This is a genomic window from Paenibacillus sp. HGF5 (genome assembly GCF_000204455.1).
GTDB classification, from domain to species: domain Bacteria; phylum Bacillota; class Bacilli; order Paenibacillales; family Paenibacillaceae; genus Paenibacillus_AQ; species Paenibacillus_AQ lautus_A.
Genome location: NZ_AEXS01000130.1, coordinates 26350 through 41939 on the forward strand (window position 1 = coordinate 26350; position 15590 = coordinate 41939).

A 15590-nucleotide genomic window follows, 5' to 3' on the forward strand; every position below is an offset into this window, starting at 1 on the left:
GCCGTAAATCTATAAGGGTCTAGGGATTGGGAGGAGTCGGCACAGCGGGTTCACCCTCGCGGCCAAGCCGCCGGCTTGCCGTTTCCCTGCGGCCTGTCGCGGATACATGGGCTCCGGCTTTGGCCAAACCGAACCGCGGCATGTTGTTGTACAGGCATTCATACTGGCCTTCCTGGACCAGATAGGTTTCGTGAAAAATCCCCACGTCTCCTCCCGTTCCGACCTTGCGGTTGAACTCCCGCCATGCCGTCAGGTGGTTGGCTCCGTGGCGGGCATAGTGCTCGAGGTGTTCGAAGCTTCTCCAATATTGGATGAGGGTAAGCCCGCGCCCCGAAAAATGATAGGTACCGTCCATGAAGCCGAGCTCCTCCTTGTTCCGGTATAACTCCTGCAGCATCGGGGACATGGCGTTCATGACCGGCAGCCACTTATGTACCGCCCACCATTTGTTAATTCGAAACCCGATGACGAATACAACGAAAGAACCGTCCATGTGGGCGGTATATCGACCTGGAATCACTTTGCTCATGCTTGCTCACTCCCCTTCCTTTATTTCGAGCAGACCTAGGTGCGTTTCGTAAAAGCAGCCGATTTCCGTGGAATTGTACAACTGGGCCGTCAGAAACGCCCCGTAAAAAACGGTGAAACAAATCTGTACGGCTTGCTCCAAGGTTAAGGCTTTATTCAGCCTGCCGGCTTGAGCTTCCTCCTTCATGAACCGCTTGAATAATGCATACATGTTGGGCGATTCGCTTCCCGCTTCCTCGTGCCCGGGAAAGAGCAGCGTTACTTCCGCCCGGCTGAGCTCCGGCATGCAGGGCTGCATGTTCTGCTCCGCGAGAAAAGAGATCAAACTCGGCATCATGCCCGGCCTTACTTGATGCTCCTTAGCGACCTCGGACAGCAGATGGCGGAATGCCTGAAACCCTTCCATCCCTTCCTGGCCGATCTCGATCATCCGCTCGGTCAGCCAAACCCGCATAAAATAAATCAGCAGATCCTCTTTGCGTTGATAAAACTTGAAAAAAGTGACCTTGGATATTTCAGCGCTCCTGCAGATGTCCTCCAGCATGACCTGGCTGAACATCCGATCCTTCATCAAGGATAATCCGGCTTCGTACAGCGCAATTTTGTTCTTGGCTTTTTTTAACTCCCTTAATGGGATATCCGGATGTTGCAATGGAACACACCACCTTTGATTAACTCTTATAAATAAATTAACACAAGTTAATTTATTTTGTCAAAGTAAAGTGCATCGTGCCCACGGTGCGTGGTCCGGGCTTGCTTGGTTGGCTGTCGATCATAGTGTGTTTATTGAGATTGGATACACGGGGGAATGACTTGGAAGGGAAAGCGCAGAAATGCCCCTCTTTTTCTGAATAGAGACATGGGGGAAAATGCGGTAACTGGTAACGGTACTTTGAGAAATATGCGGGATAAGGTACACAGAGAATAGGTTGGGACATGACCAGGATGACCCATACTACCGGAGTTTGTCTTTCAGGAGGGTAAAACAAAAAGGCAAGTTTCAGGCTACATTCCTGATCTCGCCTCTGATCATAATGGGTATGCAAAAAACGGTGATCCACTGTCAGACAAATTGATAACTAACTACTTAAAGGAGCATAGGCGGCAAAGGAAACTAGCGTTTGTTGGTCCAGACTCGGTTTTGGTGATTCTGCCGAGATTGAAGCTGCGGCGACGGCGGACAAGAACATCCGCCGAACGCCCAACGCCGTAGCAAATGGACATCAGATACGTTTTCCCCCAGATAAGAAGCCCCTGTATCATGCTAACGGACAGCAGATCCGTTATTTCCCAGATAAGAGGTCATTAAACGTTCTAACGGACACCAGATCCGTTACTTACTTCGCAAACGGCCAAAATAACGCCGTTTTCAGATAATAACGGATTCCCTGTCCGTTAATTTCGCTCAAACCTCTATTTTCTACGAAATAAGGTCCCCTGTGGTCCGCTAAACACCACGTGTACGCGGGGCAACTTCATGGAGGCATGGCAGAGCGGCAATTACCGTTGTTCCGCAAGGCCAGGCTTACCCGCCACTCGACAAAGCGGCATTGCCAGGCTTTGACCACTCAACACGCCCAAGCCGCATTGCCGGACTTTAGCCGCGCCACACGGCCGAGCCGCATTGCCGGACTTTGGACGCGCCACAAGACCAAGCGGCATTGCCAGACTTTCGCCGCCACACACGGCCAAGCGGCATTGTCAGGCTTTCGCCACACCACAAGACCAAGCGGCATTGCCGGACTTTAGCCGCGCCACACTGACAAGCACCCTGAAGGTACCGCTCATACACCTGTATAAGAATCCCCCTCACACCGCTATACAACTCAACTCACAGCACGTTTAACTCGTAAACTAGCGCTTAGGGTACCACGATCACTGGCCCGCCAATACAATCATCCCCTGGCTGCGGCATCCGCATAGAATATAATCGTGTAAAATTTCGTTGTTTCCTTGCCAGGATTGACGTACCGATGGGGCCGGTTAGCCGAGAAATGGACGGAGCTTCCGGCAGGCACGGTATAGCTTTCATCTTCGCGCCAAAGCTCAAGCTCTCCCTGATGCACAAAAATATACTCCTCCACGCCGTCATTATGAGCTTCGGACCCGTGGTCGCAGCCCGGATCCATGATGACCATATAAGACTCGAATTTGGTACGCAGGTTGTAGGAGAACAAGGGGTGCACCCGGTATGCGCCTTCCGCCTCGTGAAAAGGCTCCACGTCATCCGGAGCGACCACGGTCACTTCGGTTTCCGCCTCCTCGATGAGCGTGGTGAATGAAATGCCGAGGCCGCTGACGATGCGCCATAATACCGAGATCGTCGGGTTAGAATCCCCACGCTCGATCTGTCCCAGCATGGCTTTACTGACACCGGTCAACTCGGCTACGTTATCGAGGCTGAGGCCCCGTGATTTACGAATGGCTTGCAGATTTCTCCCTACCTTTTTATGAATGGGTTCCAAGTGTAACCATATCCTCCTTCTGAAACTAAGCCGTTAACTGATCTTGCTCTGATCAGCCCGCCGCTTCTCCATAAGCTTTGACACCATATCATCAGTCATATGGTTCAAATCATATTGTACATCAAATCCCCATTCTTCGCGTGCCGCAGTTGCGTCAATCGAGTCCGGCCATTCGCTTGCAATCGCTTGACGGACCGGATCCACGTCATAGTCGAGGCTGAAATCCGGAATATGCCGGCGGATGCTGGCCGCAATTCCCTCAGGATCGACGCTCATCGCCGTAACATTGAAAGCATTGCGATGCTTCAGCTTAGCCGGATCCGCTTCCATCAATGCAATGATGGCGGAGATCGCATCCGGCATGTACATCATATCAAGGTAGGTCCCTTTATCAATAAAAGAAGTATAGCTTCCGCTGCGGATCGCGGCCACATACATCTCAACCGCATAATCCGTCGTTCCCCCGCCCGGAGGCGCGGAATGGGAGATCAGTCCCGGAAAGCGCAATCCCCGGGTATCCACTCCGTATTTATGGTAATAGTAGTCGCACAACAGCTCCCCGGAGACCTTGCTGACTCCATACATGGTTAGCGGGCGCTGCAGCGTGTCTTGCGGCGTTGCGTTTTTTGGGGTGTCTGCCCCGAATGCCGCGATGGAGCTCGGCGTAAAGAACTGGCAGGACAAGGCCCGCGCCGTCTCCAGCGCACTTAACAAACCGCCCATGTTCAGATTCCAGGCCAGTGCCGGATTGGATTCTGCCTTGGCCGACAACAGAGCCGCTAGATGAATGATCGTATCTGCCCGAAACTCTTTTGCCGCTTCGTGAAATGCATGGTGATCGGTTACGTCCAGTGTTTTGAACGGTCCCGATAGGACCGTTTCATGATGGATTTGACGAATGTCCGTTGCAAGAACGGCTTCTTCGCCGTAATTCTGGCGCAATTTCGCCACCAGGTCTGAGCCGATCTGACCGAGTGCACCGGTTACCATAATTCGTCTCATAAGCTCGTGCCCCCTTATTAGATCAGACCCAGCTCGCGCCCGATGGTTTCATATGCGGAAAGTGCGCGATCCAGCATCTCCTTCGTATGCATGGCGGTTGGCATATTCCGAACTCTTCCCGTGCCTTTCGGCACCGTCGGGAACACGATCGATTTGGCATACACGCCTTCTTCGTACAGTCTCGTGCTGAATGTCTGGGTCGTTGCTTCATCTCCGATGATGCAAGGCGTAATCGGAGTTTCCGTGCGGCCGACGGAATAACCAAGGCGCTTAAGTCCTTCCTGCAGATAACGGGTGTTCTCCCATAGCTTCGTTTGCAGGTCTTTGCTGTTCTGCAGGATGTCGATAGCGGTAATGCAAGCCGCTACGGTACCTGGAGGCAGCGCTGTGGAGAACAGGAACGGCCGGCTGCGGACCTTGAGCCAATCCACCAGGTCCCGCGATCCGGCAACATAACCGCCGACAACGCCAACCGCCTTGGACAGGGTTCCGATCTGGATATCCACCCGATCCGACAGCCCGAAATGCTTCACGGTGCCTGCACCGCCGCCAAGCACGCCCGATCCATGCGCGTCATCCACGTAAGTGATCAGATCATAGGTCTCGGCGATCTCCACGATTTCGGGGAGTTTTGCAATGTCGCCATCCATCGAGAACACGCCATCGGTAATCACCATAATCTTGCCGTATAAACCGGACTCTCTCGCTTCTTTCGCTTTCAAACGCAAATCATCCATGTCCGAGTGGTTAAACCGAATGACTTTGGCTTTGGTCAACCGGCAGCCGTCAATAATGGACGCATGGTTCAGCTCATCCGACAAAATCGCATCCCCGGCACCCATCACCGCCGAGATCGCCGCCATATTGCAATTGAAACCGGACTGATACGTAAGTACCGCTTCCGTTCCCTTGAACTGCGCAAGCTTCTCCTCAAGCTCAACATGCAGCATTAGGGTTCCGTTAATGGAGCGAACGGCGCCGCTTCCGGTTCCGAAATCGGTCGTAGCTCGGATGGCTGCTTCTTTCAGTCGCTCATCATTTGCCAGTCCGAGATAGTTGTTGGAAGATAAATTCACGAATTCACGACCCTGAATGGTAATGAGCGGACCGTTCGGGCTTTCAAGAGGCTGGATGGTATTATAAAGCCCTTGCTGCTTGAGTTCCGTTAGATTATCCTGTAAGAAAGCGCTTAACGATTGACTGGACATATGAAATTCCTCCCGTGGATCCGAAGTATCTTAACGTACATATCATTTACCCTTCCATTGTATGCAAAAAGTCACACGCATGCAATATCCTGTACATAAATATGTTATATTAGATTTTCTAGCAAAAAAATCCCCTCAGCATTCGATAGGTAGTCTGCCTGTCAGCCTGCCTATATGAACGCTAAAGGGCGAATGAATGATGACGAGGTCCAAATTTCGTATGCGAAATCTTTAATGAATCTCAGCTTCTCCAACGACTGTTCTTCCGTTTGGGTGAGTAAGAAGGTATCCATCATGCTGTTGTTATAAATAACTCTAATAAACTATAGCCAGCTCCAGCTATTAGCCTATTGATCTATATCGAAAAAATCAGGTGGCAATCGCCTCATGCAGCGCCTCGACATAAGCTGCGGCAAGCTTGGACAGGGTTGCGTTTTTATGGCTGATCCATCCGACGTTGATCGTCTCATCGCAGGCGAGCGGAACCGGAATAATCTCGTTCCCGTTCAGGTCGGCGCTCAGCACCCCGGTCGAAATGGTATAACCGTTCAGACCAATCAGCAGATTGAACAAGGTTGCACGGTCATTGACCCGGATGCTTTTTTTATGAGACAGCGTGCTGAGAATTTCCTCCGAGAAGTGGAACGAATTGTATTCCCCCTGCTCGAAGGATAAATACGGATAATTCTGAAGCTCGTCAATGGTCACGATCGACTGCTTGGCCAGTGGATTTTTGATGCTGATAAAAATATGCGGCCTCGCCGTAAACAAGCTGGTAAACTGCAGTCCTGCATCCTTCAGCAACTTGTTGATCACCTTGGCATTGAATTCATTGAGGTAGAGAATGCCGATTTCGCTGCGCAGGGTTTTGACGTCCTGGATGATTTCGTAGGTCTTCGTCTCTCTCAGCGCCAATTCGTACTCATCCTGCCCGTATTCCTGGACCAGCTTCACGAAGGCATTGACCGCAAAGGCGTAGTGCTGCGTGGATACTGAAAAATGCTGCGGGGAAGGCTTTGCGTTCAAATAACGCCCCTCCAGAAGCTCAGCCTGCTCCACCACCTGCCGCGCATAGCCTAGAAACTCCGCGCCTTCCTTGGACAAGGATATGCCTTTGTTGGTCCGCTCGAATATCGTAATACGAAGCTCCTCTTCCAGATCCTTGATCGCGTTGGACAGGCTGGGCTGGGAAATAAATAATCGTTTGGCCGCCTCGTTCATGGAACCACGGTTGGCAACTTCGATGGCGTACTTTAATTGTTGTAAGGTCAATGTGATTCCCCCTTTTTTATACTATCAAGGATAACATTCGCACGTTAATTTTTACTGCTATCATGGCTCCAGGGAAGGATTACCGTAAATTCCGTCCCCTTGCCAAGCTCGCTTTGTACTTGGATGTATCCACCGTGAGCCGCTGCAATCTGCTTAGCAATCGAAAGCCCCAGACCGGAGCCTCCTGTCGACCTGCCTCTTCCGCTATCCACCCGGTAGAAACGGTCGAATACACGAGGAAGTGCATCAGCAGGTATTCCTGTGCCCGTGTCCGTTATGCCTATCGCAATCTGCCCGGACAGATCCCTCGCATCGATTCGAACCGAAATGCTTCCCCCTTCCGGCGTATGCCGCAGCGCATTGGTTAACAAGTTAAGTAATAGCTGCTTCAGCCGTTTCGGATCGACCTGGGCCCATGCTGAATCCCGATATTCAGACCTTAACGTAACCCCGCAAGCATCCGCCTCCGGCTGTAAGAGCTCCATGAGATTGACCAATAGCAAGTTCAGATCGGTCTTCTCTTTATGTAAGACTAACTCCCCCGCTTCTGCCGTATTCAGAAGATGAAGCTCATCCACCAAATGCACCAGACGCAGCACCTCGTCGTGAAGGGGAAGCAAAACTTCCGGCTTCACATCGGTTGGGGACTGCTGAATCAACTCCAGCTTGGATTGAACGATGGATAGCGGCGTCCTTAATTCATGCGCTATATCTTCGACAAGTCTTTTTCGGAGGTCCATGGCCTCTCGTAATTGGTGCGTCATGGAATTGAACGCCTCCCCAACCTGACCATACTCGTCCTTTCGCTTGATCGGCACTTCCGTTGTCAAGTCTCCATCGGCTACTTTTCGCATAACCGCGATCAGTTTATGGAGCGGATGAATGATTAGACCTGAAAGCCAATAACCCAAAATGACCACAGCGCATGCAACAAACAACGTCACCATAAGAGCTTTGAGCTTCATTTCGCCAAGCACATATTTGCTTAGCCCCTCGAGACCTTCGAGGCCACCCCCGCTTCCCTCGGGAACATACCGGGCAAACAGGCTTCCCAAGTAGCCTTGCGTTGTGCCGATATACGCGGCCGTTACAAGCATGACAAGGACGCCCATCGCCATGAATATTTTGCCGCGCACCGTCATCTCGGCTCACCGAATCGATATCCAAACCCATACACCGTTTGAATGTATTTCATATGGTCAGGATCAGGCTCAAGCTTCTTACGCAGTTTACTGACATGAGAGTCCAAGGTGCGTTCATAATTCATGAAATCATCGTCCATAGCTGCCTTCATAAGCTGCAATCGACTGAACACAACCCCCGGCCTGTTGGCCAGCGTCAGCAAGATCTTGAACTCGGTCGGGGTCAGCGGGATGAGCTCCCCGTTTCGCGTAACCTGGCATTGGGTTTCCGATATCAACAGATCCCCGCGCTGCAAGGGCGGCGCCTCAACCTGGATTGGAGCCGTTCGTCTGAGAACCGATCGAATGCGGGAAGTCAGTTCCCGCAAACTGAAGGGTTTGGTTATGTAGTCATCCGCACCAAGCTCCAGGCCAATAATTTTGTCCGTTTCCTCTGATTTCGCCGTTACCATGATGATTCCACAAGCACTGGATTGCCTCAGCTCCTTGCACACTTCGATTCCGCTCTTTCCAGGCAGCATCCAATCCAGCACCACAAGGGCGGGTTGCTCTCTTCGGGCGCACTCAAGCGCATCTTGACCATTGGTCACGGCAAGAACCCGGAACCCTTCGCCTTCTAAATAAAGCTTCATAGTTTCAAGCATCGCCACTTCGTCTTCCACAAGCAACAGCGTCATCTCCATTGCGAATAACCCTCTCACTTTTTAGAACCATTATAACCCGTTTCCAGCATAAGAAGTGATCCTACACAGAATGAAAAGATCATCTCCAACAGTTCTACACATTTGATCTGTACACTGAATGCAAAACCAATGTAAAGGGGCGTACACAATGGTGAGAAGCTGGCTAATGTTTGAATACGTACTAACGTTTCTAAATTTTTTTATATGGTGGATCGTCTATTACAGAGTAAAAAAAACATGCCTGCCGCAACCGAAGGAAGACCTGCTTAAGCATCTAAACATTCTTCGCTTCTGGTTGTGGCCCGCCATGATCATGACAGGGCTTAAATTCGCTGCGGGTGCGGTGCTGTGGAATGCCGATTGGGCGTTTGTCGAAGACAAGGTGTTCATCCAGTGGCCGCTTTATGCGATCTCGATTTCCGCCGTCTTTTTCTTCTCACTGCCCGTATTAACGAGTCGCAAATTAACAGTCCTTGATGATAAGTTAAACGACGGTTCAAGCGGGTACCTGAACAACCGCTTCCTTGTGGCACCTTTTTCGGCAGCGTTCTATGCAGCAGCATGCTCCTGCTTATACATGTTGTTTCTCTCGCAATCTCCACTCCGATTCAGGAGTTTTATAACCATCTGGATTGCATTCGGTATTCTGATGGGCATGGCGTGGGTTTCACGCAGAAAACAATTCAAGGAATTGCAGCATTCATTGAACATGGATCACCGTGTAACCTACAAGCAGAGACTTGTCCGATTCTCATGGAAGTGCCTGCTTGTCATTGCCATCACCTCCATAATGGTTTCCGCGGGCTTGATCTCGTCCCGGCTGCCGGACCGAATGAGCATGATGGACCATGGTCGTCATGACAGCAGCGGAAGCCCCGGGAACCATAGCCATCATGGAAGTCACGCGGAAGCATCGAGCATATCTGCAGAGAATATAGAATCGATCAGTGTAGCCAGCTTGCGCGGACCGCAGACCTCAACGCCTGACCGCAAATTCGAATTAAGCGCACAGAAAAAGCTGCTCACCATGCCCTCAGGCGAAACCGAAGAGGTATGGGCTTTTAATGGCCTCGTTCCCGGTCCGGAACTCCGTATTCAGGAAGGCGAGCTGGTCGAGGTTACCCTGGTCAATATCGATGTGGAGGATGGCGTTACGATCCATTGGCATGGGCTAAATGTTCCGAACGGAGAAGATGGCGTGGCAGGATTAACGCAGAATGCCGTCATGCCTGGAGAACAGCATATCTACCGGTTCATCGCGGAACAGACGGGCACATACTGGTATCATTCCCATCAGCAATCCTCGGTCCAGGTTGCCAAAGGGCTGTATGGCACGCTAGTCATCGAACCGGATGACGCTACCGTTTTGGAAGATGTCGATTTAACCGTGTTGGCTCATCCGAAAGGAACGAGCAATGGAACAACGATCACCTTAGGAGCCACGGGAAAGCTCCAGCGGCAGACCGTAATGCCGGGCAAAACCGTGAGGTTAAGAATAATCAATGCACATAACATGCCTAAAATGTTCTATTTGTCAGGAGCCTCCTTTAAAGTAACCTCCATTGACGGCGTGGATCTGAGCGGTCCCGAGTGGATACAAAATCAAAAGATGCTGCTGGCTGCCGGCGGACGCTACGATATTTCCTTTGCCATGTCGGATCATGCGGTATCGTTGACGCATACTGCCGATGCGATCAACGAACGGAGCGAAGCGATTGTTATGGCCGGCAATGATCGGGACCTGCCGCTTCCTGGCCGGGAGGGCCCGGTATTCAATCCGGCCAAATACGGCACGCCGTCCTCGGTTCCTTTTGACGCTGATACCGTCTATGACCGTAACTTTACGCTTGTTCTCGACAACCGCGTGGGCTTCTATAACGGCATGATGACCAATGTGCAGACCATCAACGGTTATGTCTTTCCGAATACGCCGTCTCTCATGGTTCGCGAAGGGGATATCGTAAAAATGAAGTTTGTGAATCGGGGCTTCATGGATCATCCGATGCATCTGCATGGTCACCATATTCTCGTATTGAAGCGTAATGGAGAACCTGTCGAAGGAAGTCCCTGGTGGACGGATACGCTGAATGTAGCGCCCGGCGAGACGTATGAAGCTGCATTTGAAGCCGACAACCCGGGGCTTTGGATGGATCACTGCCACAATTTGGACCATGCCGCGGCCGGGATGTCGATGCATCTCATGTATGAGGGGGTTTACACGCCTTTCGAAATCGGGAGTGCCACCGTAAATAGATACGAATAATTACAAAAAACAAGCGCCGATCACCAGTCTTTCCGAGCCAGCGGTAATCGAGCGCTTGTTTGCAATTGTAAGACTAGGCTAAGCCTCTAAATATTCACCTTATACCCTAAAGCCAGTTCATCCCCGGGAAGCCCCCGGATTCCCCAGTTGTGCTGCGGCGTTTCGAAAATCGTAATCTCCACATCCTGGGAAGAAACATGCAGCGTATGCTGAATCCGCTCGAACAGCAATCGAATCAGCTGTTTCTTAGCCTCCACCGTCCGGCCTTCAAATATGCTGATCTCGATCACCGTGTAACGATCCGTTCTCCCGTCAGGGAAGCGGAAATCCTCCCGACTCATGGGGAAGAAACGATGAAATTTCTTATCCGCCGGAAGTTCAAATGCGTCTACCACGCACGAATGTATCACTTCCGACAGCTGCTCCTTCACCGGGTTCAGCTGCTCCCGGACGCCGTAAATTTTGATCTGCGCCATGCTCTGCTCATCTCCTCTAAACTCATCTAAACTAAAGGCTATGTCACTTTGTCGTTATATTCGTTTCAGGCAGTAAATAATCCTTCCTGCCCCGTCCCTATTCCCCGGTCTGGAACTGCTTCTTCGCCCACTCGACATAGGACGGATGGCTTCGGATCAATTCTTCATGCGTACCGCTTCCCGTAATATGACCCTTCTCAAGCACAATAATCTGGTCCGCCTCGACGACGGTCGATAACCGATGGGCAATGACCACGGTCGTGCGTTCCACCATCAAATTGTTCAGCGCCTTCTGCACTTCGTGCTCCGAGTCGCTGTCCAGGCTTGCCGTCGCTTCATCCAGAAGCAGGATGTCCGGTTTCCGCAGCAAAGCCCTTGCAATCGCGACCCGTTGGCGCTGACCTCCGGATAACTGGATGCCCCGCTCGCCAACCTCCGTGTCGTACCCTCTCGGCAGAGCTTCGATAAACCCTTCCGCGTAGGCGAGCCTCGCTGCTTCCGCAATCTCCTCGTCGGAGACCGGCTCCTCCCGTCCATAAACGATATTGTCCCGAATCGTTCCGGTCATGAGCGGGCTGTCCTGGGACACATATCCGAGCTTTCGCCGCCAGGACTCCAGCGTATAATCGCGGATTGCTTCCGAGCCGAAGCAAATCTCCCCGCCGGATGGTGCATAGAACCGCTCGATCAAGGAGAATACCGTGGTTTTGCCGCTGCCGCTGGGCCCGACCAGGGCAGTGACCTTCTTGGCTGGAATGGAAAAGGACACATCGGACAGAATCGTTTCGCCTTCATGGTAAGCAAACGTAACCTCTTTGAATTCAACGTTCCGATGGCCTTCCGGTGCCGGTCGCACCGCACGATGATCGCTCTCCGGTTCGAATTCTAGGATAAGCCGCAATCTCTCGGTTGCCGCCATCACCTTCTGGAGCTGGGAGTAAAACGTGGCGAACTGGCTGAAAGGAAACATGATTTGGAACAGCAGCAGGATAAACGATACCAGCTCGCCGGCGCTGAGCGCACCGGAAGAAACGCGAACGCCGCCGTATCCGATGATGACCACGAGCAGAACGACCATGACCATCGACATCAACGGAATCAGAACCGAGTTAATCTTGGCTTCCTTCATGCCGAAACGGTACAGGCTGTCCATATCCTCATACCCGCTTTTCTCCTCCCTCCGCTCTGCATTGGAGGCTTTCACCAGCCTGATCTCGCCGATCACCTGGGTCAGCATGGCGGACAGCTGGGCCAGCTGTCCATACATGCTGATGGAGATTTTGTACATTTTACCGCCGATGGGCATCAAAATGCCGAACCCGACCGGAACGGCAATCAGGATGATGAGGGTCATCCGCCAATCCAGGTAAAACAGGATCGCAACGGCCCCCAGAACAGTCAGCAGATTCGAGCAAAAAGCGATCAGATGATCCGTGATCAGCGTCTTTACTTCATTCGTGTCGTTGGTCACACGGCTCATCGTCTCGGCCGAGCGATGCTTGTCGAAGAACGGAACCGGCAAGGCCAGCACCTTCGTCCAGAGCCGTTTCCGAATTTTGTTCACCGTCTGGTTCCCGACATAGGCAAGCATATAATACGAAAGTCCGCTGGCCACGGCTTCCAGCAGGAAGAGGACGGCCAGAAAGCCGACCATGCGAATATTAAACGCATCTGCGGCAAAATTATCGATGAGCTGGCCGGTGATGAGCGGGACGATAAGTCCCGTCACCGCCCCGACCAAACTTAATACGATCGCCAGAAAGAGCACCAGCTTCGGAATGCCCGAAGAACGCAGCAGCTTGATAAAATATCGAACCGTGGTTTTTGTTACCTTGCCTTTCTCATCTACGGTTTGCTCCATACAAACTTCCTCCCTTCTCGTTCAACCTGTCACATATAGATTTCTTTGATAAAGCGGCCGGTAAACGAGGCTACCACTGCAGCCACTTCTTCGGGTGTTCCTGTCGCCACCAGCGATCCGCCGGCTGCTCCCCCGCCAGGCCCGATATCGATGATCCAATCGGAATTCCAGATCAGGTCCAGATTGTGCTCAACCAAAATCACGGTGTTCCCCGCATCCACCAAACGGTTTAACAGGACGAGAAGCTGCCGGACATCTCCCGGGTGAAGCCCGGTCGAGGGTTCGTCCAGCAAATAGAGCGTGTGGTTTTTCGTTTTTTTACTCAGTTCCTTTGCTAATTTGATCCGCTGTCCCTCGCCGCCCGACAGGGTGCTCACCGATTGTCCCCACTTCAAATATCCAAGTCCGACATCGCAGAGCAGCCGGGTCAATTCCATGATCTTTGGCTTCACTTCCAGCAGGGCAAGACTTTCCTCAATCGTCATATCCAAAATATCGGAGATGGTGTAACCGTTAAAAGTCACGCGGAGAACCTCTTCCTTGAAGCGCTTGCCCTTGCAGTCCGGGCAGCGTACTTCCAGCTCCGGAAGAAAGTGCATATGCACGGACACGACGCCAAGGCCTTGGCATGTCTCACAGCGCCCGCCTTGCGTATTAAAGGAGAAGTGCTTGGCCGTCAATTGATTCTGTTTAGCTTCCGGCAAGCTGGCGTACCAGTTTCTGATATGAGTGTAAACATCCGTATAGGTAGCAATGTTAGAGCGCTGCATTCGGGATACCGGCGATTGGTCAACCTTGATCAGCTGTCCCACCGATTCCCAGCCCGTGATGGCTTTGCAGCCGATTGGAGTTGATTGATCGCTTCCGGATTCCGCCAGAAGATCAAATAAAAGCGTGGATTTACCGGATCCCGATACGCCTGTCACCGATATGAGACAGCCTAGCGGAAAAGAGGTCGTAATATGTTTCAGATTTCTCAGATGTGCATCCTCAATCGTCAGCAGGCTGCCGTTTCCGGTCCTGCGCCGACTCGGAGCCGTCAGCATCGTGGGATCCCGGAAATACGATCCGGTCACGGACTCGGGATTCCCTATCAATTCCTCCAGCGTTCCTTGACCGACGACCGTGCCGCCCATCGTTCCCGCACCCGGTCCGATATCAATGATATGATCGGCGGCCCGCATCACTTCTTCGTCATGCTCGATGACAAGCACCGTGTTGCCGAGATCCCTCAGTTGTTTCAGAACCTGGATAAGTCCCCTGGTATCTTTGGGATGCAGACCCGTCGTCGGTTCGTCCAAAATGTACAGCACGCCCGTGAGGCCGGAGCCCAGAATCGATGCGAGCCGCAGCCTCTGGGCTTCCCCGCCCGACATCGTGACGACCTGCCTCTCCATGGACATGTAACCCAGCCCGACATCCATGATGCGCTTTAGTCTCACGACGGAATCATAAATGAGCGGTTCCACGATCGTTAATTGGTCCGCCGTCAGCTTCTTCAGCAGCGCCTCCATCCAATTCAGCGCTTCCCCGATCGACCATGCGTTAACTTCGTTAATGGAGACGCCGTCAATCCGGACGCGGCGGCTGTCCTCCTTCAGCTTTGTTCCGTGGCAATCCGGACAGACATGCTCATGAAACAGGGACGCTTCTCCGGACTCGCTCCCCTTCTCCCGGTACCTTCTCCATATTCCTGTGACTACGCCCTCGTACTTGCCTTGTCCTACGGACTTCGGCGGCTTCACGTCAGGAAAATGCCGGCTGAACGGCTCGCTCTCCACGCCGTAATACAGGAGATCGCGCTGAACGTCGCCATAATCCCGAAGCGGCATAAACTCATCGAACACAAACCCGTAATATTTGGCTGCTGCTTTCAGAATGCTGATGTTATAATCGGTGAGAGCGCTGTACCATATTGCCACCCCGCCGTCTCTTAGGCTTAAGTCAAGCTGGAACACGGCATCCAGGTTCAGGCTGACCGTTTGACCGAGTCCGCTGCACGTTTCGCATGCGCCTTCCGGCTTGTTAAAGGAAAAATGCGACATCGTCAATTTGTCGAGGCCATGACCGCATCGCCTACAATGAACCGTCTCGTGGGAATCGCTGATCTCTTCCTCGTCAGAGGGACCGTGATAGGCTTCTCCGTCCACGCTCGGTATCACCCTGTCGCCGCAGGAAGGACAGCTTCGTTCCCCAAGCTTGGCAAACAGTATCCGGAGCAGCGTGTAGATATCCGTCACCGTTCCGATGGTGGATCTCGGGTTTCGGTTCGTAATGTGCTGACCCACGCTGATCGACGGGGAGAGCCCTTCAATCGAATCCACCTTCGGCTTGCTGACCGAGTCCGACACCATGCCCATGGATTCCATGTACTGCCGCTGACATTCCCGCTGCAGCGTATCCATGGCCAGCGTAGACTTGCCCGAGCCGGACGGACCTGTCATGACGACCAGTTTGTATTTTGGAATCTCAAGCGAAACATTTTTCAGATTGTTCTCCCTGGCACCGCGAATCTTAATCGTTCCTTCCATCTTCCCTACCTCCTAAAAGTTTTGCGGAGCATAGCTTCATTTAAGGCCCTCGCCATGAAACTCGTTTCGAAAGCGTACGCTTTCGTTTGGAAGCTTAGCTCCAATCCTTCATTTTACAAACCCATCTTACAACATTGATGCAAGTACAAAATTTCAAAC

12 protein-coding genes are annotated in these 15590 nt (G+C 52.2%); 1 reads left to right on the forward strand and 11 read right to left on the reverse strand.

From position 1 onward, the window contains the following. Window positions 1-19 precede the first annotated feature (19 nt). The 8 genes from HMPREF9412_RS20250 to HMPREF9412_RS20285 form a co-directional block, all read right to left on the reverse strand. Window positions 20-529 (reverse strand): DUF4188 domain-containing protein, encoded by a 510-nt coding sequence (locus HMPREF9412_RS20250; protein ID WP_009593576.1) that lies wholly within the window; start codon window positions 527-529, stop codon window positions 20-22. Window positions 530-535: 6 nt separating this feature from the next. Further along, on the reverse strand, window positions 536-1180 hold the full coding sequence (locus tag HMPREF9412_RS20255) for a TetR/AcrR family transcriptional regulator (protein WP_009593614.1): 645 nt from the start codon (window positions 1178-1180) through the stop codon (window positions 536-538). Window positions 1181-2423: 1243 nt separating this feature from the next. Then, complete coding sequence (locus HMPREF9412_RS20260) at window positions 2424-2993, reverse strand: helix-turn-helix domain-containing protein (protein WP_009593589.1); 570 nt, start codon at window positions 2991-2993, stop codon at window positions 2424-2426. Between the two features lie 33 nt (window positions 2994-3026). Then, on the reverse strand, window positions 3027-3995 hold the full coding sequence (locus HMPREF9412_RS20265; protein ID WP_009593583.1) for an NAD-dependent epimerase/dehydratase family protein: 969 nt from the start codon (window positions 3993-3995) through the stop codon (window positions 3027-3029). Between the two features lie 17 nt (window positions 3996-4012). Next, window positions 4013-5203: a glycine C-acetyltransferase gene (locus tag HMPREF9412_RS20270; protein ID WP_009593593.1), complete on the reverse strand. Its 1191-nt coding sequence runs from the start codon at window positions 5201-5203 to the stop codon at window positions 4013-4015. Window positions 5204-5572: 369 nt separating this feature from the next. Continuing rightward, a complete protein-coding gene (locus HMPREF9412_RS20275; RefSeq protein ID WP_009593611.1) occupies window positions 5573-6475 on the reverse strand; it encodes a LysR family transcriptional regulator in 903 nt (300 codons plus the stop codon). A 44-nt stretch (window positions 6476-6519) separates the two neighbouring features. Next, window positions 6520-7617, reverse strand: coding sequence for a HAMP domain-containing sensor histidine kinase (locus HMPREF9412_RS20280; RefSeq protein ID WP_009593601.1), 1098 nt, complete (start codon window positions 7615-7617; stop codon window positions 6520-6522). Continuing rightward, window positions 7614-8300, reverse strand: a complete 687-nt coding sequence (locus HMPREF9412_RS20285) for a response regulator transcription factor (protein WP_009593581.1) — start codon at window positions 8298-8300, stop codon at window positions 7614-7616. The genes HMPREF9412_RS20280 and HMPREF9412_RS20285 overlap by 4 nt, the downstream gene beginning before the upstream one ends. Before the next feature lie 148 nt (window positions 8301-8448). On the opposite strand from HMPREF9412_RS20285, the gene HMPREF9412_RS20290 reads away from it, so the two are divergent. Next, window positions 8449-10563: a multicopper oxidase family protein gene (locus tag HMPREF9412_RS20290; RefSeq protein ID WP_254664087.1), complete on the forward strand. Its 2115-nt coding sequence runs from the start codon at window positions 8449-8451 to the stop codon at window positions 10561-10563. Window positions 10564-10649: 86 nt separating this feature from the next. On the opposite strand, the gene HMPREF9412_RS20295 is transcribed toward HMPREF9412_RS20290, so the two are convergent. The 3 genes from HMPREF9412_RS20295 to uvrA form a co-directional block, all read right to left on the reverse strand. After that, on the reverse strand, window positions 10650-11039 hold the full coding sequence (locus HMPREF9412_RS20295) for a tautomerase family protein (protein WP_009593610.1): 390 nt from the start codon (window positions 11037-11039) through the stop codon (window positions 10650-10652). 97 nt (window positions 11040-11136) lie between these two features. Next, entirely contained in the window at window positions 11137-12900 is a 1764-nt protein-coding gene (locus HMPREF9412_RS20300) for an ABC transporter ATP-binding protein (RefSeq protein ID WP_009593608.1), read from the reverse strand. A 29-nt stretch (window positions 12901-12929) separates the two neighbouring features. After that, a complete protein-coding gene (gene uvrA, locus HMPREF9412_RS20305; RefSeq protein WP_009593623.1) occupies window positions 12930-15431 on the reverse strand; it encodes an excinuclease ABC subunit UvrA in 2502 nt (833 codons plus the stop codon). Window positions 15432-15590 lie beyond the last annotated feature (159 nt).

Bases quoted from the DNA above. Each gene is read 5' to 3' on its own strand.
- HMPREF9412_RS20280 (WP_009593601.1), bottom strand. From the start codon at position 7,617: ATGACGGTGCGCGGCAAAATATTCATGGCGATGGGCGTCCTTGTCATG.
- HMPREF9412_RS20270 (WP_009593593.1), bottom strand. From the start codon at position 5,203: ATGTCCAGTCAATCGTTAAGCGCTTTCTTACAGGATAATCTAACGGAA.
- HMPREF9412_RS20265 (WP_009593583.1), bottom strand. From the start codon at position 3,995: ATGAGACGAATTATGGTAACCGGTGCACTCGGTCAGATCGGCTCAGAC.
- HMPREF9412_RS20285 (WP_009593581.1), bottom strand. From the start codon at position 8,300: ATGGAGATGACGCTGTTGCTTGTGGAAGACGAAGTGGCGATGCTTGAA.
- HMPREF9412_RS20300 (WP_009593608.1), bottom strand. From the start codon at position 12,900: ATGGAGCAAACCGTAGATGAGAAAGGCAAGGTAACAAAAACCACGGTT.
- uvrA (WP_009593623.1), bottom strand. From the start codon at position 15,431: ATGGAAGGAACGATTAAGATTCGCGGTGCCAGGGAGAACAATCTGAAA.
- HMPREF9412_RS20290 (WP_254664087.1), top strand. From the start codon at position 8,449: ATGGTGAGAAGCTGGCTAATGTTTGAATACGTACTAACGTTTCTAAAT.
- HMPREF9412_RS20295 (WP_009593610.1), bottom strand. From the start codon at position 11,039: ATGGCGCAGATCAAAATTTACGGCGTCCGGGAGCAGCTGAACCCGGTG.
- HMPREF9412_RS20250 (WP_009593576.1), bottom strand. From the start codon at position 529: ATGAGCAAAGTGATTCCAGGTCGATATACCGCCCACATGGACGGTTCT.